18 protein-coding genes and 1 tRNA gene are annotated in these 23,995 nt (G+C 62.9%); 11 read left to right on the top strand and 8 right to left on the bottom strand.

Features of this window, described 5'->3' with window-relative positions:
* Positions 1-55: 55 nt before the first annotated feature.
* From ACO06R_RS01795 to ACO06R_RS01785, 3 genes are all read left to right on the top strand, one after another.
* Positions 56-805: a GGDEF domain-containing protein gene (locus ACO06R_RS01795; RefSeq protein ID WP_421855335.1), complete on the top strand. Its 750-nt coding sequence runs from the start codon at positions 56-58 to the stop codon at positions 803-805.
* A 153-nt stretch (positions 806-958) separates the two neighbouring features.
* Positions 959-1,477: an oxidoreductase gene (locus tag ACO06R_RS01790; protein WP_421855332.1), complete on the top strand. Its 519-nt coding sequence runs from the start codon at positions 959-961 to the stop codon at positions 1,475-1,477.
* Between the two features lie 76 nt (positions 1,478-1,553).
* Positions 1,554-4,079 (top strand): ATP-binding protein, encoded by a 2,526-nt coding sequence (locus ACO06R_RS01785; RefSeq protein WP_421855329.1) that lies wholly within the window; start codon positions 1,554-1,556, stop codon positions 4,077-4,079.
* A gap of 596 nt (positions 4,080-4,675) precedes the next feature.
* Here ACO06R_RS01785 and ACO06R_RS01780 read toward each other — a convergent pair.
* Positions 4,676-5,881 carry an NAD-dependent epimerase/dehydratase family protein gene (locus ACO06R_RS01780; protein ID WP_421855326.1) on the bottom strand — a complete coding sequence of 402 codons (1,206 nt, stop codon included), beginning with the start codon at positions 5,879-5,881 and terminating at the stop codon, positions 4,676-4,678.
* Between the two features lie 209 nt (positions 5,882-6,090).
* Positions 6,091-6,756, bottom strand: coding sequence for a trimeric intracellular cation channel family protein (locus ACO06R_RS01775; protein ID WP_421855323.1), 666 nt, complete (start codon positions 6,754-6,756; stop codon positions 6,091-6,093).
* Positions 6,757-6,894: 138 nt separating this feature from the next.
* Here ACO06R_RS01775 and ACO06R_RS01770 point away from each other — a divergent pair.
* A tRNA-Arg gene (locus tag ACO06R_RS01770) sits at positions 6,895-6,971 on the top strand.
* Between the two features lie 165 nt (positions 6,972-7,136).
* Here ACO06R_RS01770 and ACO06R_RS01765 read toward each other — a convergent pair.
* The 5 genes from ACO06R_RS01765 to ACO06R_RS01745 all read right to left on the bottom strand — a co-directional run bounded on the left by ACO06R_RS01765 (position 7,137) and on the right by ACO06R_RS01745 (position 12,101).
* Positions 7,137-7,793 carry a class II aldolase/adducin family protein gene (locus tag ACO06R_RS01765; RefSeq protein WP_421855320.1) on the bottom strand — a complete coding sequence of 219 codons (657 nt, stop codon included), beginning with the start codon at positions 7,791-7,793 and terminating at the stop codon, positions 7,137-7,139.
* Positions 7,794-7,807: 14 nt separating this feature from the next.
* Positions 7,808-8,800 carry a sugar-binding transcriptional regulator gene (locus ACO06R_RS01760; RefSeq protein WP_421855317.1) on the bottom strand — a complete coding sequence of 331 codons (993 nt, stop codon included), beginning with the start codon at positions 8,798-8,800 and terminating at the stop codon, positions 7,808-7,810.
* A gap of 12 nt (positions 8,801-8,812) precedes the next feature.
* The gene (gene mtnA / locus ACO06R_RS01755; RefSeq protein WP_421855314.1) at positions 8,813-9,916 is read right to left on the bottom strand and encodes an S-methyl-5-thioribose-1-phosphate isomerase; all 1,104 of its coding nucleotides are present in this window, start codon (positions 9,914-9,916) and stop codon (positions 8,813-8,815) included.
* Complete coding sequence (mtnK, locus tag ACO06R_RS01750) at positions 9,913-11,172, bottom strand: S-methyl-5-thioribose kinase (RefSeq protein ID WP_421855311.1); 1,260 nt, start codon at positions 11,170-11,172, stop codon at positions 9,913-9,915. Before mtnK ends, mtnA begins: the two co-directional genes overlap by 4 nt.
* Positions 11,173-11,321: 149 nt before the next feature.
* Entirely contained in the window at positions 11,322-12,101 is a 780-nt protein-coding gene (locus ACO06R_RS01745; protein ID WP_421855308.1) for a DeoR/GlpR family DNA-binding transcription regulator, read from the bottom strand.
* Between the two features lie 143 nt (positions 12,102-12,244).
* Between ACO06R_RS01745 and ACO06R_RS01740 the strand changes: the two genes are divergently transcribed.
* Both ACO06R_RS01740 and ACO06R_RS01735 read left to right on the top strand, forming a co-directional pair.
* On the top strand, positions 12,245-14,662 hold the full coding sequence (locus ACO06R_RS01740) for a GcvT family protein (RefSeq protein WP_421855305.1): 2,418 nt from the start codon (positions 12,245-12,247) through the stop codon (positions 14,660-14,662).
* 8 nt (positions 14,663-14,670) lie between these two features.
* A complete protein-coding gene (locus ACO06R_RS01735; RefSeq protein ID WP_421855302.1) occupies positions 14,671-15,597 on the top strand; it encodes a choline/ethanolamine kinase family protein in 927 nt (308 codons plus the stop codon).
* On the opposite strand, the gene ACO06R_RS01730 is transcribed toward ACO06R_RS01735, so the two are convergent.
* Entirely contained in the window at positions 15,594-16,376 is a 783-nt protein-coding gene (locus ACO06R_RS01730) for an inositol monophosphatase family protein (RefSeq protein ID WP_421855299.1), read from the bottom strand. The genes ACO06R_RS01735 and ACO06R_RS01730 overlap by 4 nt on opposite strands.
* 198 nt (positions 16,377-16,574) lie before the next feature.
* On the opposite strand from ACO06R_RS01730, the gene ACO06R_RS01725 reads away from it, so the two are divergent.
* From ACO06R_RS01725 to ACO06R_RS01705, 5 genes are all read left to right on the top strand, one after another.
* Positions 16,575-17,501, top strand: a complete 927-nt coding sequence (locus tag ACO06R_RS01725; RefSeq protein ID WP_421855296.1) for an ABC transporter substrate-binding protein — start codon at positions 16,575-16,577, stop codon at positions 17,499-17,501.
* A 122-nt stretch (positions 17,502-17,623) separates the two neighbouring features.
* Complete coding sequence (locus tag ACO06R_RS01720) at positions 17,624-18,637, top strand: quaternary amine ABC transporter ATP-binding protein (protein ID WP_421855293.1); 1,014 nt, start codon at positions 17,624-17,626, stop codon at positions 18,635-18,637.
* An 11-nt stretch (positions 18,638-18,648) separates the two neighbouring features.
* Positions 18,649-20,619 (top strand): ABC transporter permease, encoded by a 1,971-nt coding sequence (locus ACO06R_RS01715; RefSeq protein WP_421855290.1) that lies wholly within the window; start codon positions 18,649-18,651, stop codon positions 20,617-20,619.
* Positions 20,616-21,494 (top strand): phosphotransferase, encoded by an 879-nt coding sequence (locus ACO06R_RS01710; protein ID WP_421855287.1) that lies wholly within the window; start codon positions 20,616-20,618, stop codon positions 21,492-21,494. The genes ACO06R_RS01715 and ACO06R_RS01710 overlap by 4 nt, the downstream gene beginning before the upstream one ends.
* An 11-nt stretch (positions 21,495-21,505) precedes the next feature.
* The gene (locus ACO06R_RS01705) at positions 21,506-23,938 is read left to right on the top strand and encodes a GcvT family protein (RefSeq protein ID WP_421855283.1); all 2,433 of its coding nucleotides are present in this window, start codon (positions 21,506-21,508) and stop codon (positions 23,936-23,938) included.
* Positions 23,939-23,995: the final 57 nt, after the last annotated feature.

Raw genomic sequence — 23,995 nt, 5'->3', positions numbered from 1 at the left:
GCTGTCTGGCATTCTATGGCCCGGATGAAAGGGTCATGATCTGGCTGTGGCAGCGATGTTTCTGAAGAAATTCAGTTCCTATCCGGTCAATTGGCAGGCCGCGTTGGTCACACTCGGGACGCTTCTTGTCGCCGAGGCGCTGACCCTTGTCGTCTACAGCCTGTTCTTCACCGAGAGAATTCTCCTGGACGCGACGCTGACCGCGATAATCGTAATCCTGGTAACGTTTCCGGTCAGCCGTCTGGTGTTTGGACAGGCGGCAAAACTGAAGCGCCTGGCCGAAGAACTGCAGCGCGCGTCGCAAACCGACGACTTGACCGGTCTTGCCAACCGCAGGGAATTTGTCACCCGGGTCAATGGCTGTATCCGGCGCGCCCAGGCGTCTACTGGCGCCGGGGCGCTGTTGTTCGTCGATGCCGATCATTTCAAGCAGATCAATGACACATTCGGACATCTGACGGGCGATGCGGTGCTTGTGGCGCTCGGGGACGTCATCCGCGGCAATGTGCGCCAGGCCGACATCGCCGCGCGCATTGGCGGCGAGGAGTTCGCCGTTTTTCTTCCGAACACCGATCTCGTGACCGCCTACGAGGTGGCCGAGCGCGTTCGCCTGTCCACACGCGAAATCACGGGGCACATGGAGTTGCATGACGTCGGAGTGTCCGTGAGCATCGGAATCGCTTGCCATCGCCCCGGGCAGGAGATCGAGGAGGTCATGCGCGCCGCCGATCACGGTCTCTATGCGGCCAAGAATGGCGGGCGCGACCGCGTCGTCCAGGGTACTGCAGCGCTCGAAGCGGCGTGAGGGCCGCTACGGCAACTATCCTTAAGGATAGCGCCCTTCACCTTTTGAGCAACCGCCGTTTTACCCGACCCGTGATATGTATTCCCTTTAGCGAGCGCGTCTACTGGCTCGATGTCTGACTGAATTCAATTCAACCACAGGGGTGGATCGGAAATGAACTTGAAAATGTTACGACAGGCAGCCGCAGGTTTTACGCTGTTCTTGATCGGCGTCTCAGGTGCGCAGGCTTCCGGGCTGGATGCGCCATCCGGCGATGTCGTGCTGGCGGTGAGCGGCGCGATCGAACATACGAATGGCGATGGTGTGGCCCGTTTCGACATGGCCATGCTTGAGGCGCTCGGCGCGACAGAATTCGATACGACCACGATCTGGACCGAGGGCAAGCACAACTTCATGGGCGTGAGCCTCGATGTGGTTCTCGCAACAGTCGGCGCGTCGGGCGACACGCTGAAAGCGACGGCCGTCAACGACTACGCGGTCGAGATTCCGGCTTCCGATGCAAAGGACGGAGGTCCGATCATCGCCTACCGCATGGACGGCAAGGCCATGTCGGTTCGCGACAAGGGACCGCTCTGGATTGTCTATCCTTACGATTCCAACCGCAACTATCGCAGCGAAGTCATCTATTCGCGCAGCATCTGGCAATTGGTCTCCATCGACGTGATCGAGTAGGCCGTTGTCGCTTACGCCGCACACGGAAACGGACACACCTTCCCGTCGCCGCGGTCCTCCACCCGTTGGATGGATCGTGACGTCGGCGCTTGCCGTGATGGTGCTGATCTTCGTCGGCGTGTTCGGCTATCGCCTCTACGACGCCGTCTCGCATCTGCGCGCCGCGCCCGAGGACAACGTCCAGTGGACGATGTCGCAGCTCGAGGTCGATGTGTTGCGGTTTGCCACAGCGATGCAAAATGAGGCAGGCGGCGAGGCCGATCTGGCCAAGGTGCGCAAGCGCTTCGACATTTTCTACAGCCGCGTCGGCACCCTGTCCCGAGGGCGCGTCTTTTCGGAGCTTCGCAACTCCGAAACGGCGCGCGTCGCGCTTGCGAAGCTGGAAGAATATCTGTCTCAAACGGTCCCGGTGATCGACGGGCCCGATGACGATTTGCGCGCCGCCATCCCCCAACTGTTTGCCGGTACCGAGGAACTGCGCGCGACGGCGCGAACCTTGTCGCTTTCCGGCGTCGATCTCTTCGCGCGGGCATCGGACGAGCGGCGCGCCGAGTTCGAGCGGCTGTTGCTGACCGCTGCACTGATCGCGGTCAGCCTGATTCTGCTGCTTGTCCTGACACTGGTCGTCCTTTACCGGCAGTTCACGGTAGCCAGGCTGCGCGAGGGTGAGGTTCGCCGCGGCAATGAGCGGCTTGCATCGACGATCAATGCCGCGCTCGATGCGATCATCGTCATCGACGAGAATGGCACTGTCCTCGACATGAACGCCGCGGCCGAGACCGTGTTCGGGTATTCGCGCGCCTCCGCGATTGGCGTAGCGATGGACGAACTGATCGTTCCCGAACAGTATATCGAGGCTCATCGCGCCGGCATGGACCGGTTCCGGCGAACGGGACAGAAGAACGTCACCGACAAGGGCCGCATCGAATTGAGCGCAAAGCGCGCCGACGGAACGGAATTTCCTGTTGAACTGTCCATCGGGTCGTCATCGGGCAAGTCGGGTTCGATCTTCATCGCTTATCTGCGTGACATCTCGCAACGAGTCGCCGCGCAGACAGCGCTGACCGAGGCGCTCGACAACGCGATGGCCGCCGATCGTGCCAAGAGCGAGTTCATTGCCGTTATGAGCCATGAAATGCGCACCCCGCTCAACGGCCTGCTGGGTGTGCTGGATCTCATGCGTTCCACGGGCCTGAAGGACCGGCAGCGCCAGTATCTCGATGTCGCCGTGTCTTCGGGCGAAATCCTGCTGCGCCATGTCAATGACGTGCTGGACATCGCGCAACTGGAATCCGGCCGGCTGGAGCTGGAATCCGAACCGCTCGACATGGGCGCTATCGTCGCCGGCGTGGCCGATGTGAACCGGCCGATCGCCGAAACCAACGGCGTACCCATCCTGACCCATGTCGAGACTCCGGCAGCGATCGTCGCCGGCGACACCCACCGCCTTCGACAGGTGTTGCTCAATCTTGTCGGCAATGCGGTGAAATTCACCTCCGAGGGGCAGGTGAGCATCGATGTCTCGGTTGCCGGCGAGGATGCGGAAGAAGCGGATTTCGAATTGACGGTCACCGATACCGGGGTCGGCATCGCCGAAACCGATCTGGAGCGGATTTTCGAGGATTTCGTGACGGTCGATCCGTCCTACAACCGCCGCTTCCCAGGCACCGGGCTGGGGCTGGCGGTTTGCCGGCGGCTGGTCACCGCGATGGGCGGCACGATCTCGGTCGACAGCACGCCGGGCAAGGGGAGCAGATTTTCCGTGCGGTTGCGACTTCCCAAGGTCTTGGGTGCGAGCTGCGATATCGATACGGACACGGGCGATGAACAGGTTACCGAAAACAAGAACCTCGACATCCTTCTTGTCGAGGATAACGAGATCAACCGTTTCGTCGCCCGCGAGATGCTGCAGCGTGCCGGTCATATCGTGCTCGAGGCAACGAACGGTCGCGAGGGTGTCGATATGGCCGAAGCGTCGACCTTCGACCTGATCCTGATGGATATCAGCATGCCCGGCATGAATGGCATGGAGGCAACGCGCGCCATCCGTGCAGGCAGCGGACCGAACCGCCGCACACCTATTGTCGGGCTGACCGCGCATGTCTTGCCGGCCGAACACGAGAAGTTCATCGAATCCGGCATGCAGGAATGCCTGACCAAGCCGATCCGCATCGAAACGCTGGACGAAACTCTGGAGCGCATAGCAGCACCCGAACGCCCGCAAACCGGCCGGGCGCAGCCGACCGCGGAAATCCCGCTCATCGATGCGGAGGTCTTCGACCAACTCGCTGCGAGCATCCCGACGGAGAGTTTTGCTGACACGGTGCGCAAGATTTGCAACGACATCGATCGTAGCGCGTCGCGGCTCACCCAGGGCGATGTCAACGACGATCTCGACGAGATCGCCGCGCGGGTCCATCGCATGGCGGGTTCTGCCGCTGTCGTTGGCGCCTCGGCCTTGCAGGCGCTTCTGGCGCGCATCGAAACGGCCGCCAAGTCGGATGATCTCGATGCCGTCGATCATGGCATGAAAGAGCTTCCCGAAACCGCACAGAATACCGTGGTCGAACTGAGTGACCTCATTGCGGAACACAACGACTGAACCCCACCGAAGCTGGCCATCGCGCCTAACCTCTTCCCACATAGTTCAAGCTTGCGAGGCGCCCGCCTCGGCGGAAACCACCCCGGTAGTATCCGAAAGCCGGCCGATCTGCTGTTGTATGCCGTGCTGGACCGTGAAGCGTGGCCTTGGGCTTGCCCCCGAGCCGATGACGGCACAACAGGGTCGGGCCGGCCTGCCGGCACGCATAGGCAATGAAATGCGCTGTCTCGCGCGCTCCCTCAACGCGGTCATTCCCATTGCTCCCAAATCATGAAAACGCGTCCACCGAACGTTCGGCAGACGCGCCATCTCCTTTCTTTCTCGCTTGATCCTGGGGAGGGAGGGGTTGCCGGCCACGCGACCCTGTTTCAGGGGGGGTCGGGGGATCAGGCCCGCGCGGCCGGCGAGTCTGTCGAGAAGTGTGCGTTTCCAGCGCATTGCTCCATCGACGTATCAGTCTGGAGACCCGTCCCGGCAGTCGGCTTTGCGGCAAGAAGGAGGGAGGCAAGCCGGTGCCGATCTGTGTTCCCGGGACGGACCCCCGGTTGGTGCCGCCCCGCTCCTGTATGCGACGCTGGGCGGGACGACGATACGGCTCAGGCCGCCATCGGTGTTTCGGCGATGCCGGGGCGCTGCCTGTCGGTCCATGTCGACACGCAGGGAATCATTTCCATGCGGCACCGGTCGGCATATCTGCGCGAGACCTCGATCGTCTCGGTCAACAGGCCGGATTCCAGAGTGACCGGTTCGAGGCCGAGATCGATGAACGACTTGTTTGACACCACCAGCTCGTTCTCGTCCGGTTCGTTACGCGGATTGTCAACGAAAGCGATGCGCGCGCCGGTGACGTCGCTGATCATGCGCGCCAGGTCGCGGACGCGGTGGCATTCGGTCATCTGGTTGCGGATTTTCACCCGGGCGCCCGCGCTTGGCGGATTGTCGACGGCCATCGCGATACAGCGCACCGTGTCCTGGATGTTGATGAAGGCGCGGGTCTGGCCGCCGGTGCCGTGCACCGTCAGCGGATGCCCGACGGCCGCCTGCATCAGGAAGCGGTTCAGCACCGTGCCGAAGTCGCCGTCATAGTCGAAGCGGTTGATCAGCGCCGGATGGCGGCGCGTTTCCTCGGTCTGCGTGCCCCAGACGATGCCCTGCTGCAGGTCGGTGATGCGCAGCCCGTCATTCTTGGCATAGAACTGGAACATCAACTGGTCCATCGACTTGGTCAGATGGTGCACGCTGCCCGGATTGGTCGGATAGAGGATCGAGCGCTTGGAGATGTCTCTGTTCTCGCCCGGCACATAGACGTCCAGATAACCCTCGGGTATTTCCACACGGCTCTCATCGTAGCCGTAGATACCCATCGTGCCGAGATGCACGACATGCGCGTCGATACCCGTCTCTGTGATCGCCGCCAGCACGTTGTGTGTGGCGTTGACATTGTTGTCGATGGTGAAGATCTTGCGCGTCGTGTCCTTCATCGAATAAGGCGCGGCGCGTTGTTCGGCGAACTGGATGATGGTGTCCGGGCGAAGGTCCGTAATCAGGTCGCGAAAGGCGTCATAGTCCCGGGCGACATCTATATAGGCGAACGGGATGGTCTCGCCCGAAACGGCCTCCCAGGTTGCAAGGCGTTCCATGATCGGCGCGATCGGGGTGAGGCTGTCGGCGCCCAGTTCTTCGTCGATGGCGCGGCGTGACAGATTGTCGATGATGGTCACGCGGTGACCCAGGGCCGAAAGGTGAAGTGCTGTCGGCCAGCCGCAAAAGCCGTCGCCGCCGAGAATGAGAACGTTCTTCATTGGTTTGCCTCGCTGTTTTTCGTTGAGTCAATCTGACCGCAAAACGCAGGGCTCGGGCGCTGGCGAAAGGCTAGCGGCGGGCGCGATGGATGAAATGGCTGTTCAAAAGGATAGGCCGACTGTGCGAAGGCAGGGCAAAGCGCGGAAAAACTTACCTTTTCCGGTCAGGCGGCGTTAGCAAACGGTGCCAGTTGGCGCGTCTGCGCACTTTATTGGTTGCTGTCGCGCTCGATTTCCTCGGGCGTCCGACCGGGGCGGGCACGGAAGACCGGCATCGACCAGCCGAAGCGGATTGCCAGCCCGCGTGCCACAAAGGCTACGGCCAGTCCGCAAAGTGCTGCCGTCAGTCGCCCGGCACCGACGTTGTCGGCGACCGCATAGGCGCCGGCGCCCGCCAGCGATGCGGTCACATAGATTTCGCGGCGCAGGATGATCGACGGCTCCTGACCGAGAATATCGCGGATGATGCCGCCGACCGCGGCGGTGATCACCCCCATCACCATGGCGACCAGCGGGCCGGTGTCGTTGTCGAGCCCCTTGGCGGTTCCGGCGACGGTGACCAGCGCCATGCCCGCCGCATCGAGCCACAGGATCAGCGTGTAACGAGACTGCACCAGATGCGAGGTGAAATGCACGGCGACCGCGGCGATCAGGCAGGCGACGACCAGCGACGGGTCCTCGACCCAGAACACCGGTACGCCGAGCAGCAGGTCGCGCACCGTGCCGCCGCCGACGCCGGTGACCGTGCCGAGCCACATGAAGCCGATGATGTCCATCTGCTTGCGCGAGGCGACCAGCGCGCCGGTCACCGCGAACACGATCGCCGCCATCAGGTCGACAGCGGCCATTAGCGGTATCAGGGTCTCGATCGTCATGCGGCTCTACTCATAGGCCGGATCGTCCCGCCGCTCCACCGGGCGTGGAGTTTTTCCAGTCCGGTGCCCGAGTAAATTCCGGATTGAAGGCGACGCCGCTTTCGGTTACCAAGGCCCGGCTTGGCCTGACCGCTATTGGCACCCGTAGCTCAGCTGGATAGAGCGCTGCCCTCCGAAGGCAGAGGTCACAGGTTCGAATCCTGTCGGGTGCGCCAGCAAAATCAGGGTGCGTTCCGGACACATGGGTTGCAGTTCATACCGGAGACATGTGTAACCCACGCGTCCGGAATAACCTGTCACCTATCTCCCGGGAAGGGCATCGCCCCTTGCCCCTTCGACTACTTGGCAGGTGAACGTACGCCAGGAACTCGCAGTCCACTTTATTTCGGTCCGTAATTGGCGAAGGCGTGGAAGACATCCGCCATTTCCGCTTCGGTGAGGATATGCGGGCTGCCGCCGACGTGGCTTAAAAGATAGGTGCGCGCCAGGTTCTCCAGCTCTTCGAGCCGCCACCGTGCCCGCATCAGGGTCTCGCCGAGCACCGTCGCGCCGTGATTGGCCATCAGCGCGCCGTGACGGTCCTTGAGCGCCTGGCTCAGATCGTCGGCGAGTTTCGCGCCGCCGAAAATCGAGTAGTCGACCAACGGCACATCAGACCCGCCGAATGCCGCCACCATGTAGTGGCAGGCCGGGATCGGCCGTCTCTGCACCGCAAGCGCGCTGCAATATGCAGGGTGGGCGTGCAGGGCAACAGCCATGTCGGGCCGCGTTTGCTGCAGTTTCTGGTGAAAAGGCCATTCGGTCGAGGGTTTGAGCGGCAGCCCGTCGTCCGGCGCGCCTTCAAGCGGGATCGTGACGATCATGTCCGGCGTCAGATCCTCGTAGGGGACGCCGGACGGCGTGATCAGCACGCCTTGATCGGTTCTGACGCTGATATTACCCGATGTTCCCTGGTTGAGGCCATGCGTGTTCATCCATTTGCAGGTGTCGATCATTGCGGCGCGTGTTTCCACGCTATCGGGAAGGGTGTTGGTCATTTGGATGGTGTTCTTTATGGCGCCATTTCGATCAGTTCACGTGCTATACGGGTGCTGGTTGCCAGATGTGTGACATAGCCACCCTTTATCGCCGCGTTCGCCGGTATCGCACGCCCTTTTCCGGCCGCGACCAGCAAGGCCATGTCCTTGCCGCGCATGTCTACCAGACTGACGCCGATCATCCGGTCTTCCGGCTCGGCGCGGACCGGCGCACCACCGGCGTCGATGAGGCGCCCGCAGATGACGCCGACCGCGCCCTTTCGCCGATAGTCGCTGATGCTGTCGGGATCCAAGAGCCCCGTCTTGACGATATGCGCATCGACATCGCAGGTGCCGCAGGCCAGAACCGTCTTGTTGCATGTCGCCACGGCGGCAAGCTGGTCTGCGACCACCGGCTCGTCGCACAGCATGTTCCGCGCCGCCTTGTTGGAAAGCAACAGCGGCACGTGCAGGTTGATGCAGTCGCCGCCGAGCTTCTGCGCGATCATCGAAGTACAGGCCTCCGCTGCGAAGCCGAGCGCCGCCGGGCGTGATCCCACCAGCTGGACGACGCTGAGGTTTTCGATCGTGCGCGATGTCATCTGCTGCGCTACCTGATAGATCGTCTCGCCCCACGACACGCCAAGGCGGTCGCCCGGCGCTAGCAAGCGCGGCAGCCAGTCGGCGGCAGCCCGTGCGACGCGGGCCATGTCGGCGCCGGCGTTTGCCGGATCGTCCGGTGCGACGAGCGCCCCGGTCAGGCCATAGGCTCCGCGCAACTCCTCCGATAGCCGGTTTTCGAGAAACACATCGCTGTCGAGATAGACGCGGATCCAGCCGCGCGAACGCGCTTCGCCGAGGTAGTTGACCACCGAAGCACGGCTGATCCGCATGCGGTCGGCAATCTCGTTCTGGTTCAGCCCTTCATGGTAGTAAAGCCAGGCCGCTTCGATCACAGTCGCCTCGAAACGCGGTTCTGACTTGGCCGGATGCGCCGGCAGTGATTTGGGCGCGCTAGACTTGGACATGCGGACTGTCGTTCACGCCGGTCTCGCGTGTTCCGGAAACAGTTTGGCCAGCCCTTCCTGCGAGGCCTCGCAAATGCCGCGCTCCGTTATCAAGCCCGTGACCAGATCGCGCGGCGTGACATCGAAGGCGGGATTGGCGGTCGGGGAACCATCGGGCGCCACTTGGACCGGGGTTATATCGTCGGCGGCATTCTTGCCCCAGAAGATCTGGCTGACCTCTTCGCCCGGGCGTTCCTCGATCGGGATTTCGGTTAGCCCGTCGCCCACGGTCCAGTCGATCGTCGAGGACGGCAGCGCCACATAAAACGGAACGTCGTTGGCCTTGGCCGCCAGCGCTTTCAGATAGGTGCCGATCTTGTTGCAAACGTCGCCATGCGCCGTAGTGCGGTCCGATCCGACGATCACCATGTCGACCATCCCGTGCTGCATCAGGTGGCCGCCGGCATTGTCGACGATATAGGCATGCGGCACCCCGTGGCTGCCAAGTTCCCAAGCTGTCAGTGGCCCCTGGTTGCGCGGTCGGGTCTCGTCCACCCAGACATGCAGCGGAACGCCCGCATCATGCGCCTGATACATCGGGCTTGTCGCCGTCCCCCAGTCGACTGTGGCGATCCAGCCGGCATTGCAGTGGGTTAAAAGCCGCACCGGTTCGCCTTCCGGTTTGCGGGTCGCGATTTCGCGGATAAGCGCCAGACCGTTTTCGCCGATCCGCCGGTTCACCTCGACATCCTCGTCGGCAATGTCATGCGCCAGTTGCAGGGCGGTGTCGGCCCGGTCTTTCTCGGCCAGCGGTAGCAGGGTCGCGCGGCATCGCTCCAAGGCCCAGCTGAGGTTGATCGCCGTGGGCCGGGTCTTTTCGAGAAGGCCGTTCGCGGCGTCCAGATTGGTGTCGGACGGGTCCTGCGCCATCGCCAGGGCCACGCCGTAGGCCGCGGTTGCGCCGATCAGCGGCGCGCCCCGAACCCGCATTTCGCGGATCGCGTCGGCATAGTCCTGAAGCGACGTCACCTGCTGGGTACGGAATTCGTGCGGTAGCCAGCGTTGATCGATGATTTCCAGCACATGCGCGTCATGGTTCCACCAGAGCGAACGGTAATGCGTACCGTTGATTTTCACAGGAAGTCCCTTTCATTGTAGCCGCGGGCCATGCCGCAGACGGCTTTCGCACCCGCCAGATCGTCGGCGGCCTTGACCAATTCGGCACCCATCATCAGGTTGCGGGCTTCCAGGCTCGCCCTGAGAGGTTCGTCTTCGATGGTTTCGAAGTCGGCATTGTGCGCAAGCGACAGGCAGCGCCGGTGCATTTCGATTCCGCAAACGGCCCACGCATCCTGCCACAGTTCGGCCAGCACCGCGTCGCAGGCCGGCGCGCTGTCATGGTTCTGGTCCTCAAACAGTGCTTTGGGATAGAGCATACCCGTGCGCTCGGTCGCCCAGAGCCGCCGAAACTCCGCGTCGAAGGCGGCAGCCGTCTCCTCGATCACCGTGAGGATCCACTCCTGATATGCGTCCAGGTCGCTATCCCGGTGCCCGGGCTGGCTGAAATAGGCCATCAGGTAGTTGGCGATGAGCATGCCGATATCGAATCCCATTGGGCCGTATTGCGCGAACTCGGGATCGATTATCCGCGATTCCGTCAACGTCGACATGATCGATCCGGAGTGCAGATCGCCATGCGCCATGGTTTCGGTGTTGGACGCGAAACGCTGCAGCATCCGTTGCGCCTTGACCTTCAGCGCCACATCGGCGCGCAGCTTTGCCACGATCGGGTCGAGGCCGGCGGTGTGGTTGTTCATCTCCGCGTCGTAATAGGGGTCTGTGAAGACGAGCGCTTCGGTGATGGCCGGGATTTCCACATTTCCGGCAAACAGCGCCACATCGGCCTTCTTGTCGGCGCTGGCCATGTAAAGCTCGGAGCCGCGGAAAGCCGTCCGGGCACAGAAGCAGCCGAGAAACGGGCCGAGTCCTTCCACCCGTTCACCGGCGATCAGCCGCTTGCGCAGGATCACATGCGGCTCGAGATACTCCATTGCGATCAGCGCCTGCCGCTCGTCGAAATATAGCACTTCGGGCACGGTACCCGGTGCGCGCGCGGCCTGACGCACAAGCGCATGATATTCGTAGAAGGCGCGATACAGCGGCAGTGGCCAGCTGTCGCCGACGAGACGGACATACGGCAGCGCCTGCTTAACGACAGCCTTGCCCGCCGGACCCTCGACAATGAAGACAAGGTTCAGATTGCCGTCGCCGACTTCGCGGACCGTCCAGCTTGAGGCGTCCGCGCCGACACGGCTCGCGACCGCGCCCACGCCTCCCAGGCGTGCAGGCAGAGTCTCGACGTCGAGCGCTTCATAGTCCTGGCCAAGGCCCATCGATCCGCTCCGCTCGTTCGTTACAATCGTTCGAGAGTAGCGCGGGACTCTTCATATGTCAAAGTCGATGACTATTGAATAATTTGTCTCGACTTGGCACCCCGGCATCGCGCCACAAGCCTGCATTGGCGCGCCAGCCTTGGGCGATACTAGGCAGGTTTGTGGACCGCGTTTTCCGCGATCAGCACGGTCTGCTGTTCAAACAATGGATCGAATGCCGGATCGAAGGCGCGATCTGTGAGGATGAAGTCGCCCTCGCGCAATGCGGGCTGACGCAGGGCCGGCCGTTTCGACTGCGGTTCGAATTTCGAACTGTCCACGGCCATGATCGTATGCGCCGAGATGTCCATCATTGCACTTGCAATATCGACCTCGCACTGCTCGTGCACGAGAAAGCCACGCTTTGCGTCAACCAGCGACGCCGACAGCAGCACATAATCGACCTGCATCCGGCCGATCACGTCGAAGGCGGAGCGGTCGAAGGCGGCGCCGTCATGATCGCGCAACTGGGTGCCCGCCATCGAGACATTGTTTCCGGGGATCATCGCCAGCGTGCTGGCGACGAAGGCCGAGTTGGTAACCACCGTTAGGTCCTTGCGTTCCCGTAACGCCTGGGCGGCGAATGCCGAGGTCGATCCGGTATCGATCGCGATGCTGTCGCCATCCTTGACGAGGGCCGCGACAGCGCGCGCGATCTGCACCTTGGCCGCTCGGTTCTGTGTCATGCGCGCCAGAAAAGGCGGGTCGAGCGCCGAGCGGTTGGAAACCAGCGCCCCGTGCACTTTCCTGATCTCGCCGCACTCTACCAGCGGCCGCACGACCCGGCGGATCGTCTGGTCGGAGACTTTCAGTTCACGCGCCAGATCAAGCACGCTGATGGTGCCGCGCAGGCTGACGATCTCCTGAATCTGGGCTTCATACTTCGACATTTTCGATCCGTTTTGCCACAAAATTAGTCACGAATCCCGCCTCTGAGGCAGAATATCGCCCCGTATCAACAGAAATCAACAAAATTGTTGATTGAGTGGCGATTCTCCCTATCATGCCGAGCCGTTTGCATCGGGGCGAGTTGATGGCGGATCATTCTGTAAAACACCTCATTGTCGGCGGCGGCATCGTCGGTTGCTCGATCGCCTATCATCTGACGCGCAACGGCGAAAGCGACGTCGTTTTGCTGGAGCGTGCGGGCCTCACCGAGGGCGCGACCTGGCATGCCGCCGGGCTGGTCGGTCAGCTCAGGTCGTCGCGCAACACCACCCGCATGCTGAAGAGGTCGGTGGAGATGTACGACCGGCTGCAGAACGAAGAAGGCATGCAGTTCGACTGGAAGAAGACCGGGTCGCTCCGGCTGGCGGCGACCAGGGAACGAATGCTCGAAGCGAAGCGTCTCGCCACCATGGCGCGCAGCTTCGACCTGGAAATGTCGATCATCAGTCCCGCCGAAGCCAAAGAGCTGTTCCCGCTGATCGACGAACAGGGTCTGGAGGGAGCAGCCTTCATCCCGTCGGACGGTTATGTGGATCCGGCTTCGCTCTGCCAGGCTGTGGCCGGGGCCGCGCGCAAGCAGGGCGCGGTGATCAGGCAGGGTGTCGAGGTGAAAGACTTCACGGTCACGGACGGCCGGATTACGCGGGTGGAAACCAGCGACGGCACCTATGAGGCTGAGACTATTGTTCTGGCCGCCGGCATGTGGAGCCGCGAGATCGGCGCCAAGCTGGATATTCGCGTGCCCGCCTGCGCGGTCGAGCATCAGTATATCGTCACCGAATCCACCGGCAGCGAGATCGGCCACTATCCGACGCTGCGCGATCCCGAGCGGCTGGTCTACTACAAGCCGGATGTCGGCGGACGGCTGGTCATCGGCGGCTATGAAGACGACACGCTGCCCTTCGGCAGCCCGCGCATTCCAGGCGAGTTCGTACGCCAGTTGCTGCCGGAAAACCTCGACCGTTTCCTGCCGCTTGCCGAGCTTGCCGGTCAGGTTACTCCGGTCGTCAACGAGGTCGGCATCCGGCAGGTCATCAACGGGCCGATTCCCTATTCTGCGGACGGCGACTTCGTGATGGGCTGGCAGCCCGGCATCGAGAACCTGATGCTGGCGACCGGGTTCCTGTATGGCATCGCGGCCGGCGGCGGTGCAGGCGAAATGATTGCCGAATGGATCGTGGACGGATCGCCGTCGCTCGATCTCTGGCCGCTTGATGTGCGCCGTTTCGGCCCGCATCATGGTACGCGCGCCTTCATGTATCCGCGCGCCGTCGAGCACTATGCGCACCATTACAAGATGCGATACCCGGGTAAGGAGCACGAGACCGCGCGCGGATTGCGCCTGTCGCCGCTGCACGACCGGCTGCAGGCGGCTGGCGCGGTGTTCGGCTCGAAGAACGGCTGGGAGCGCCCGCTCTGGTTTGCGCCGGACGGCGTTGCTCCCGTCGATCAGCTCGATTTCCTTCAGCCGGGCTGGAAGAATTACGCCGCAGAGGAGCACCGGGCGGTGCGCGAGCGCGTGGCGCTGATCGACCAGACCTCGTTTTCCAAGTTCGAGATCCTCGGCCCGGGCGCCCTCGACCTGCTGCAGCAGCTCTGCGTGTCCAACATGGATAAACCCGCAGGCTCGGTCATCTACACCCAGATGTGTAATGACAAGGGCGGGACCGAGGCCGATGTGACCTTCATCCGGCTGGCGCCGGACCGGTTCTACATGGTCACCGGATCGGGTTTCGGCGTGCGCGACAGCGACTGGATCAGGCGCCACATGCCCGCTGACGGGTCCGTGCACCTGATCGAGATGACCTCCGCCAAAGCGGTGATCAACATTGTCGGCCCGAAGTCGCGCGCGGTCCTGGCGGCGGTGTCGGAGGGCTGCGTTTCGAATGCCGCGATCCCGTTCTCCACGGCTCGCGAAATCGTCATCGGCGCCGCACCGGTTCTGGCGGCGCGGATCGGCTATGTCGGCGAGCTGGGCTATGAGCTACACATCCCGACCGAGTTTGCGGCCCATGTCTATGACACGCTGTGGGCCGCCGGGCAGAAGGCTGGAATTGCCAATGTCGGCTATCGCGCCATCGAGAGCCTGCGCATGGAGAAGGGCTACATCTACTGGTCGGGCGACGTGACGCCGGACTACACGCCGGTCGAGGCCGGCGTCGGCTTTCGCGTGCATCTGAAATCGAAGGGCGATTTCCTCGGCCGTGACGTGCTGGCGGCGCAGAAGGCCGGCGATCTCACCCGCAAGCTGTGCACCTTCGTGTCGGATGCCGACCTGCCGCTGACCGGTGGCGAGACCATCCTGGTCGGCGAAGACACCGTCTCTCTGGCCACCTCGGTGGGATTTGGGCACACTGTCGGCAAGACCATATTGCGCGGTTATCTCGGCAAGGACCTGTGGGAACGTGAGGACTTCATGCTCGAGGTTTTCGGCGAGCGCCATCCGGTCCGCCAGGTGGCGGGGCCGCTTTACGATCCGGAAAACAAGGCGCTGAAAGGATAGGGGGAGACATGACGGAACAGGCAGAAGAGGTGCTGGAGGTTCTGCGCAAGGTGCCGGGGTTTGAAGGTTCGGCCGGCGCGGCCAGCATAACGCGGCTCGGCGGACTGACCAATCTTGTGCATCGCGTGGACCTGGGCGACCAGTCCGTGGTTGTACGCATCCCGGGCGCCGGCACCGAGGAGTATATCGACCGCAAGGTCGAGGCCCACAATGCCAAGGCTGCGGCGCGCGCCGGCGTGTCGCCGGAGGTGATCCACGCCGATCCGGCAACCGGCTTGATGGTCACCGAAACGGTGCCGGACATCACCACCATGACGCCGGAACTTTTCAAGTCCCGCGCGGGTTCGCCGGGCCGGGCAGGTGCCGCGCTGGCCAAACTGCATAACTCTGGCGAGACCTTCGAATTCCGTTTCGAACTGTTCTCGATGATTGACGAGTATCTGAGGCTGCTGGCGACCAAGGATGTCGACCTGCCGGACGGCTATCACGACGTTGTCGCCGCGGCCGGTCCGGTCAAGGAGCTGCTGGCGGCAGCCGACCTGCCGCTTGCGCCGTGTCATTGCGACCCCTTGTGCGAAAACTTCCTTGATGACGGCGAAGTCATGTGGATCGTCGACTGGGAGTATTCCGGCATGAACGATCCGCTGTGGGATGTCGGCGATCTGTCGGTCGAGGCCGGCATGGACGCGGTGCAGGACGCCGAATTGATGCGCGCCTATTTCGGCCGCAAGCCGACGGCGGCCGAGACCGGGCGGATGGTGATCTACAAGGCGATGTGCGACCTACTGTGGACGCTGTGGGGCCTGATTCAGCATGCCGACGATAATCCGGCAGAGGATTTCTGGGCTTACTCCACGGGCCGGTTCGATCGCTGCAAAGCGCTGATGCAGGACCCTGCCTTCGCCGGCCACATCGAGGCTGTGCGCTGCGGCTAACTTCTGGCGTTGACCAGTTCCATGAGTTCGGCGTGCAATTCCGGTGTCGCCGCCGTCAGGGTACGGCCGTCGGAATTCAGGCCGAGCGCCTTGCCCTGCCAGTCGGTCATGACACCGCCAGCGGCCTCGACCACCGCCGATACCGGCAAATAGTCGTAGGGTTGCAGATCGTAGTCGACAACGGCATCCATCGTCCCGGCGGCCACCAGCGCATGCGGATGGCAGTCGGCGCCCATCCGGCGCAGCCGGCCCGCTTCGACGAGGCGTGCGAAAACCGCCGGCTCGCGGATAGCCAGCTTGTCGCCTTCGTTGATAAAGAGACTGGCCTCGGCCAGTGACTTGCAGCGGCTGACGTGGATCGGAGCGCCGTTGCAGGTGGCTTGCAGACCTGTGCCGCCGGCATAAACCTCGCCAATCGCCGGCATTCTGATGACTCCCAGCGTGGGCCGGCCCGCCTCCAGATATCCCAGCAGCATGCCGTAGAGCGGCACTCCACCGATGAAGGACCGCGTTCCGTCGATCGGATCGATAATCCAGGTCGTTTCCGCGTCGCCGTCACGGCCGAACTCCTCGCCGAAGACCGCCTCGCCGGGAAAGTGCTCGGCCAGACCGGCGCGGATGGCCTCTTCCGTCTCCTTGTCGGCCACCGTGACAGGCGAAAGATCCTGCTTGATCTCGATGTCGGGCGCGCGTCGAAAGTGACGCTGCGCGATCTGGGCGGCCAGTTCGGTAATGGAGATCGCGGCAGTTAGCCGTTGCTGGTTGGTTGGGTTGGTCACCTGCACTCCGATACTGCACGGATTTGGAACAGCTCGGCCTATAGCCGACCGATTTCCGTGTCGAAAGCGAAATGTTGTTTTTTGTTGATTTTAGCCGAAATCGGTGTTGAATTACGTTCACAACAAGAGACATCGGGTCCGGGCCGAAACGGGCCCGGCGGTTAAACAAAGTTTCGGCCGTTGCTAGGAGGTCACCAAATGAAAGCAAAGATAGCCGCGCTGGCGTTGTCCGTCGCAGCATTTCCCGCGTTGGCGGATTCAGCCGATCCGATCAAGCTCACGCTGCATGACTGGACCGGCCAGCTGATCACGACGACGCTGATGGGCGAAGTGCTGAAGGCCGGCGGCCACAATGTGGAATATGTCCAGGCCGACTACATTGCGCAGTTCGCGGGTCTGGAAACCGGTGATCTGCACGTCGCAATGGAGATCTGGGAAACCACCGGACGTGAAGCGATGGACGCCGCAACGGCGACCGGCAAGGTCGTCAATCTCGGTTCCACCGGCATGGATGCGATCGAGGAGTGGTGGTACCCGGCATACATGAAAGACGTCTGCCCGGGGCTGCCGGATTGGGAGGCGTTGAACGATTGTGCGTCTGAATTCGCGACCGCAGAGACCGCGCCGCTGGGCCGTTACCTTGGCGGGCCCGTGACCTGGGGTGGCTTTGACGACGAACGCGTCGAAGCGCTGGAGATGGACTTCGAAGTGGTTCATGCCGGCACCGATGCGGCTCTGTTCGCGGAGCTTGAATCGGCTTATCAGCGCAAGGCGCCGATCGTCCTTTGGGTTTACGCGCCGCACTGGGCGCCGGCCAAGTATGAGGGCGAGTTCGTGCAGTTCCCGCCCTATTCGGCCGAGTGCTACAACGACCCGTCCGTCGGCATCAATCCGAATGCTGCCTACGATTGCGGCAAGCCGACCGGCCCGATCTGGAAGGTTGCATGGGCCGGCCTGTCGGAGAACTGGCCGGACGCCGCCAAGACTGTCGAGGCTTTCACCATTTCCAACGACGACATGGGCGCCATGGTCGCCGCGGTGGATCTCGACGGCAAGACCGTCGATGACACGGTCAAGGCGTGGATGGACGCCAACAAAGACACATGGATGGGCTGGCTGAAGTAGGCTCCCGTCATTGCATGCGCCCGTCATCTGCGCGGGCGCATGCGACGCAGTTTCCCGATCGATACACGGCAAATCGTGCAACGTGAGCCCAAGGCTGCGCGCCGATCTGCTATGAGGTTTTGATGACCGAATCCGTTCTGCTTGATTGCCGCAATGTCTGGAAGCTCTACGGCGCCCATGCCGGCGACCTTCTGAAGAAGACGCCGAACCCCGACCGCGAGACATTGCGGGCGCATGGCGTGATCGGCGCGGTGCGGGATGTCAGCGTTCAGATCCTGCGCGGCGAGATTTTCGTGATCATGGGGCTTTCGGGATCGGGCAAGTCGACCTTGGTGCGCTGCCTGTCGCGGCTGGTCGAACCGACCGCAGGCGAGATTTTCTTCGAGGGCCGCGATCTCCTCGCCGCCTCCGACTCCGAACTGATCGCAATCCGGCGCAAGAAGATGGGCAAGGTGTTCCAGCAGTTCGCGCTGCTGCCGCATCTGACGGTGCTGGAAAATGCGGCCTTTCCGCTCGACGTGCAGGGCATCGACCGAAAGACCCGCGAGGCGCGCGCCCGCGAGGTGATCGAACTCGTCGGCCTCAAGGGACGCGAGAACTATTATCCCCGACAGCTTTCCGGCGGACAGCAGCAGCGTGTCGGCATCGCGCGCTCGCTTGTGGTCGAGCCCGACCTGTGGTTCCTGGACGAGCCCTTTTCCGCGCTCGATCCGCTGATCCGCCGCGAGATGCAGGACGAGTTCATCCGCCTGCAGAACATGCTGAAAAAGACCATCATTTTCATCACCCACGATTTCGACGAGGCGATCCGCCTCGCCGACCGGATCGCGGTGATGAAGGACGGCGCCATCGAACAGGTGGCGACGCCGGAGGAACTGGTGCTGAACCCGGCCACCGAATACGTCGCCGAATTCACCCGCCATGTCACCCGCGCCAAGGTCATCAAGGCGGCGACCGTCATGCAGTCCGCCTCCGCCGCAAGCTTCGGCGGCGAGGTGGCCCATGACGCGGCCATAGAAGACATAGCCGATGCCGTCGAAGCGTCGGAAGCGCCCTTCCGGGTCATGCGCGATGGCGAAGTGATCGGGCAGATCGACGCCCAGGCCGTGATCGACGTGCTTGTGGGTCGCCGCTGATGTGGGGCCTCGTGACCGGAACGAGGGTCTTCTGGCTTGCGCTTTTTGCCGCGACCTGGGCGCTGTCGTCCTATTCCTTCCAACTCTACAAGGCGCTCGACGCTCGCTGGATCATCCGCTTTCCCAAGCAGTATGAAATGCCGGTCGAAGCCTGGATCACCAGTCTGCTTGACTGGCTGACCGACAGCGCGCATTTCTTTTTCTTCACCTTTCGCGATGTCACCCGCGCCATTGCGGCGGTCATCGAGGCCCCCTACCAGATCCTGCGCAACCTCCTGATCGAGGGCTTCCAGAGCGGGCTGGGCGCGCAGGCGGTGGAGTATGCACCGTCACTGAGCTGGATCGCGGTCATCGCGGTTATTGTCGCCATCGCGCATTACGCCCGCGACTGGCGGCTGGCTGCGCTGGCCGGCTTCTGTTTTCTCTACCTCGCCGTGTTTGGCCAGTGGGCAAGCGCCATGGTCACGCTCGCCTCGGTGCTGATCGCCGTGCCGATCGGCGCGGTCGGCGGCCTGCTCCTTGGGATCGCGGCCTTCCGCAGTCCGCTATTCGACCGGCTCCTGCGTCCGGTTCTCGACCTGATGCAGACCGTACCGGTTTTCGCCTATCTGGTGCCGGTGCTGATCCTGTTCGGCTTCGGCCCGGTCGCCGCGCTGGTCGCCACCGTGATCTACGCCATGCCGCCGATGGTGCGCGTGACCATCGTCGCGCTCAAGGGCGTGCCGGAGGAAATCAAGGAGGCCGGGCGCATGGCCGGCTGTACCCGGCGCCAGATGATGTGGAAAGTGCTTGTTCCGTCGGCGACGCCGTCGCTGATGGTCGGCGTCAACCAGGTGATCATGCTGACGCTGAACATGGTCATCATCGCCTCGATGATCGGCGCCGGCGGCCTTGGATTCGATGTGCTTGCGAGCCTGCGCCGGCTCGACATCGGCGGCGGCATCGAGGCCGGCCTGGCGATCGTGGTCATGGCCATCGCGCTCGATCGCGTCAGCCAGGCCTTTGCAGAACGCGGCGTATCGGAAACGCGCTCCGGCAATCCGCTGCAGCGCCATCCCTGGACGGCGACCGTCTTCGCGATCGTTGTCGGCACGCTCATCCTCGGCCGCTTAGTGCCGGCCGTCCAGACCTATCCTGAGCCGCTGACGCTGACCACCGGCCCGTTCTGGGCCTCGGCGATGGAGTGGATCAACATCAACTTCTTCGACACGTTCGAAGCCATCAAGGTGGTTGTCCTCCAGTGGCTGTTGCTGCCGGTCAAGAAGTTTTTCGCCGGCATTCCCTGGGCCTGGGGCATCGTCGCCACCGGGCTGTTCGCTTGGCGGCTGGCCGGCTGGCGCATCGGCGTTCTTTCCGCGCTGTTTATGGCGTTCATTGCCGCAAGCGGCCTCTGGAACAAGGCGATGGTGACGATCTATCTGTGCGGCGTCTCGGTGCTGATCGCCACCGTGATCGGCATTCCGCTCGGCATCTGGGCGGCGGAGCGTGAGCGCGCCGGCCGCATCATTCTCGGCCTGATGGACACGCTGCAGACACTGCCGAGCTTCGTCTACCTGATCCCGGTGGTGATGCTGTTCAGGGTCGGCGATTTCAGCGCCATGATCGCCGTCGTGCTCTACGCATTGGCGCCCGCGGTCCGCTACGCCGCCTTCGGCCTGCGCGAAGTGCCGGAACAACTCATCGAGGCTGGCCGCACGGCCGGCTGCACGCCGCGCCAGCTGCTGTGGCGGGTCAAGCTGCCGCTTGCCACCCCGCAACTGCTGCTCGGGCTCAACCAGACCATCATGCTGGCGCTGTCGATGCTGGTCATCACCGCGCTCGTCGGTACGCGCGATCTCGGCCAGGAAGTCTACATCGCGCTGACCAAGGCCAATGCCGGCCAGGGCATCGTCGCCGGCCTTGCCGTCGCCTTCATCGCCATCATCGCCGACCGCGTGGTCCATGCGGCCGCCGAAGGGCAAAAGAAGAGACTGGGATTATGACCGTGACATCCGTGATCGACCGGGTCGCCGGCCTATCGTGCTTTTCCGATCCGACCGACATCACGCCGCTTGGTGGTGGCATCACCAATGTCAATCTGCGTGTCACCGACGGCGGCGCAAACTATGTCGTACGGCTTGGCGAGGATATCCCCGAACATGGTGTCATGCGCTGGAACGAACTGGCGCTAAGTCGTACTGCCGAGGCGCTAGGCGTCGCTCCCAGGGTTGTTCATCACGAACCGGGCGTGCTGGTGCTCGAATTCCTCGATGCAAGGACTTATGGCGAGGAAGATGTGCGCGATCCCGCCAACCTGCCGCGGATCGTCAAGCTGATCGCCAAGACCCATCGCGGCTTGGGCCGGCATCTGACCACCCCGGTGCTCGCCTTCTGGCCGTTTCAGGTCAATCAGACCTATGTGACGCGTTTGCTCGCCGATAACTCGCCGCATGCAGCAAAGCTGCCGGGACTGATGGCGGAGCAGGAAAAGCTTGCCGCCGCCACTGGCCCGGTGGAGCTGGTGATCGGCCATAACGATCTCTTGGCCGCCAACATCCTGGATGACGGCGACAAGCTCTGGCTGATCGACTGGGAATACGGCGGCTACAACACACCGCTCTTCGATCTGGCCGGACTTGCCAGCAACAACGGTCTCGGCGAGGCGCAGGAGCGCGCCATGCTGGAGCAGTATTTCGAGGCCGATCCCGACATCCGCTGGCGGCCCTACCAGGCGATGAAATGCGCCTCCCTGATGCGCGAGACGCTCTGGTCGATGACCTCCGAGCTGCACTCCGAGATCGACTTCGATTACGCCGCCTACACGGCTGAGAACATGCAACGGCTGAACGCTGCGCTGGCCGACTTCAACCAAATCTGAGGACCGCATTCATGACCCTCCCCTCATCCTCCAGGATCCTCATCATCGGCGGCGGCATCGTTGGCTGTTCGACAGCCTACCACCTGGCGCAGATGGGTCAGGAAGTGCTGCTCCTGGAAAAAGCCGCGCTGACCTCCGGCTCGACTTGGCATGCCGCCGGACTGGTCGGCCAGTTGCGGTCGAACGCCAACATCACCCAGCTTCTCGGCTACTCGATCGAACTCTACAACCGGCTCGAGGAAGAGACCGGGCTGGCCACCGGATGGAAGATGAATGGCGGCCTGCGGCTTGCCTGCAACGAGGAGCGCTGGACGGAGGTCAAGCGCCAGGCGACGACCGCCCATTCCTTCGGCCTCGACATGCAGTTGCTGACGCCGAAAGAGGCCCAGGACCTGTGGCCGCTGATGGATATCGGCGATGTTGTCGGCGCCGCCTTTCTGCCGACCGATGGCCAGGCGAGCCCGTCCGACATCACCCAGGCATTGGCCAAAGGCGCTCGCAAGAACGGCGCGAAACTGGTCGAGAATTGCCCGGTCACCGAAATTCTCACCGAGAAGGGAAAGCTGGTCGGCGTGCGTACCGCGCAAGGCGACGTGGCGTGCGAGAAACTCGTCCTGTGTTGTGGCCAGTGGACCAGGGAACTGGCCGCCACAATCGGCGTTACCGTGCCGCTCGTTTCCGTCGAGCACCAGTACATGATCACCGAACCCTTTGGCGTGCCGTCAAATCTGCCGACGCTGCGCGATCCCGACCGCCTGACCTATTACAAGGAAGAGGTCGGCGGCCTGGTGATGGGCGGCTACGAGCCGAACGGCATCCCCTGGGCCGCGAAAGGCATACCCGATCCGTTCGATTTCCAGTTGCTGGATTCCAACTTCGACCATTTCGAACAGCTCGTCGAACTGGCCCTGCCACGCGTGCCGAAATTGCAGGAAGCCGGTATCAAGCAGCTGTTGAACGGGCCGGAGAGCTTCACGCCCGACGGTAATTTCATCCTCGGCGAAGCACCCGAAATGGCCAATGTCTTTGTCGGCGCAGGTTTCAACGCTTTTGGCATCGCCGCCGGCGGCGGCGCCGGCATGGCGCTTGCCGAATGGGTCGCCAGGGGCGAGCCGCCTTATGATTTGTGGTCGGCCGACATCCGCCGTTTCGGACGGCCGCACACCGACACCGACTGGGTGCGTGCCCGCACGCTGGAAGCTTATGGCAAGCATTACACCATGGCATGGCCGTCGGAAGAGCACACGAGCGGCCGTCCGTGCCGCCGTTCGCCGCTTTACGGCACATTGCAGGCGGCAGGCGCGGTGTTTGGCGAGAAACTCGGCTGGGAGCGCCCCAACTGGTATGCGGAAGACGGTGAGGAGCCGCGCGACATCTACACCTTCGAGCGGCCCAACTGGCACGCGCCGGTCGGCCGCGAGCATGCTGCCGCACGCGAGGCTGCGGTACTGTTCGACCAGACATCCTTTGCCAAATACATCCTGACTGGCCCGGACGCGGAGGCTGCGCTGCAGTGGATCGCCGCCAACCGGGTCGACAAGCCGGTCGGCTCGATCGTCTACACCCAAATGCTGAACGACCGTGGCGGTATCGAATGCGATCTGACCTGCGTGCGCACCGGCGAGGACGAGTATTACATCGTCACCGGTACCGGTTTCGCCACGCACGACTTTGACTGGATCCGCCGCAACATCCCGGCCGGGATGAATGCGCAGCTTGTCGACGTTACCTCCGCGAACGCGGTGCTGTCGCTTTTCGGACCGAAGGCGCGCGACATTCTGCAGGCCGTCACCAATGATGACGTTTCGCATGAGGCCCATCCCTTCGGCCGCGCCCATCGCATCGGTATTGCCGGTTGCCCGGTGCTCGCCATGCGGATCACCTATGTCGGCGAACTCGGCTGGGAACTGCATCTGCCGGTCGAGTATGCCCAGACGGTCTACGAGGCACTGTATGCTGCCGGCACGGCGCACGGCCTGCGCAATGCAGGCTACCGTGCCATCGAAACCCTGCGGCTGGAAAAGGGTTACCGCGCCTGGGGCTCCGACATCGGGCCGGATCACACGCCGGACGAGGCGGGTCTTGGCTGGGCGGTCAAGATGAAGTCCAACATCCCGTTCAAGGGTCGCGATGCGGTGGCGAAACAGCGCGAAACCGGCGTGAAAAAGATCATGGCGACCTTTACCGCCGACAGCGACGTGATCCTGTCCGGCCGCGAGACGATCTATCGCAATGGCGAGCGCTGCGGCTGGCTCAGTTCGGCCGGTTACGGCCATACGGTCGGCAAGTCCATCGGCATGGGCTACGTGCGCAGCACCGAACCGATCGACAAGGACCATGTCCTCTCGGGTGAATACGAGTTGGAAGTCGCGACTGTGCGCGTCAAGGCCGAAGTCTCGCTCGACCCGCTCTACGATCCGAAGATGCAGAAGGTGAAGGCCTGAGCCTCAAGGAGATCGCCGGGCCAGGGTGCAAATCCGGCCCGCTAGTATTTGTCAGCG

Origin of the sequence: Oricola sp., from assembly GCF_965230365.1 — a bacterium.
GTDB lineage: Bacteria > Pseudomonadota > Alphaproteobacteria > Rhizobiales > Rhizobiaceae > Oricola.
This window is presented reverse-complemented; position numbering and strand designations above follow the sequence as displayed.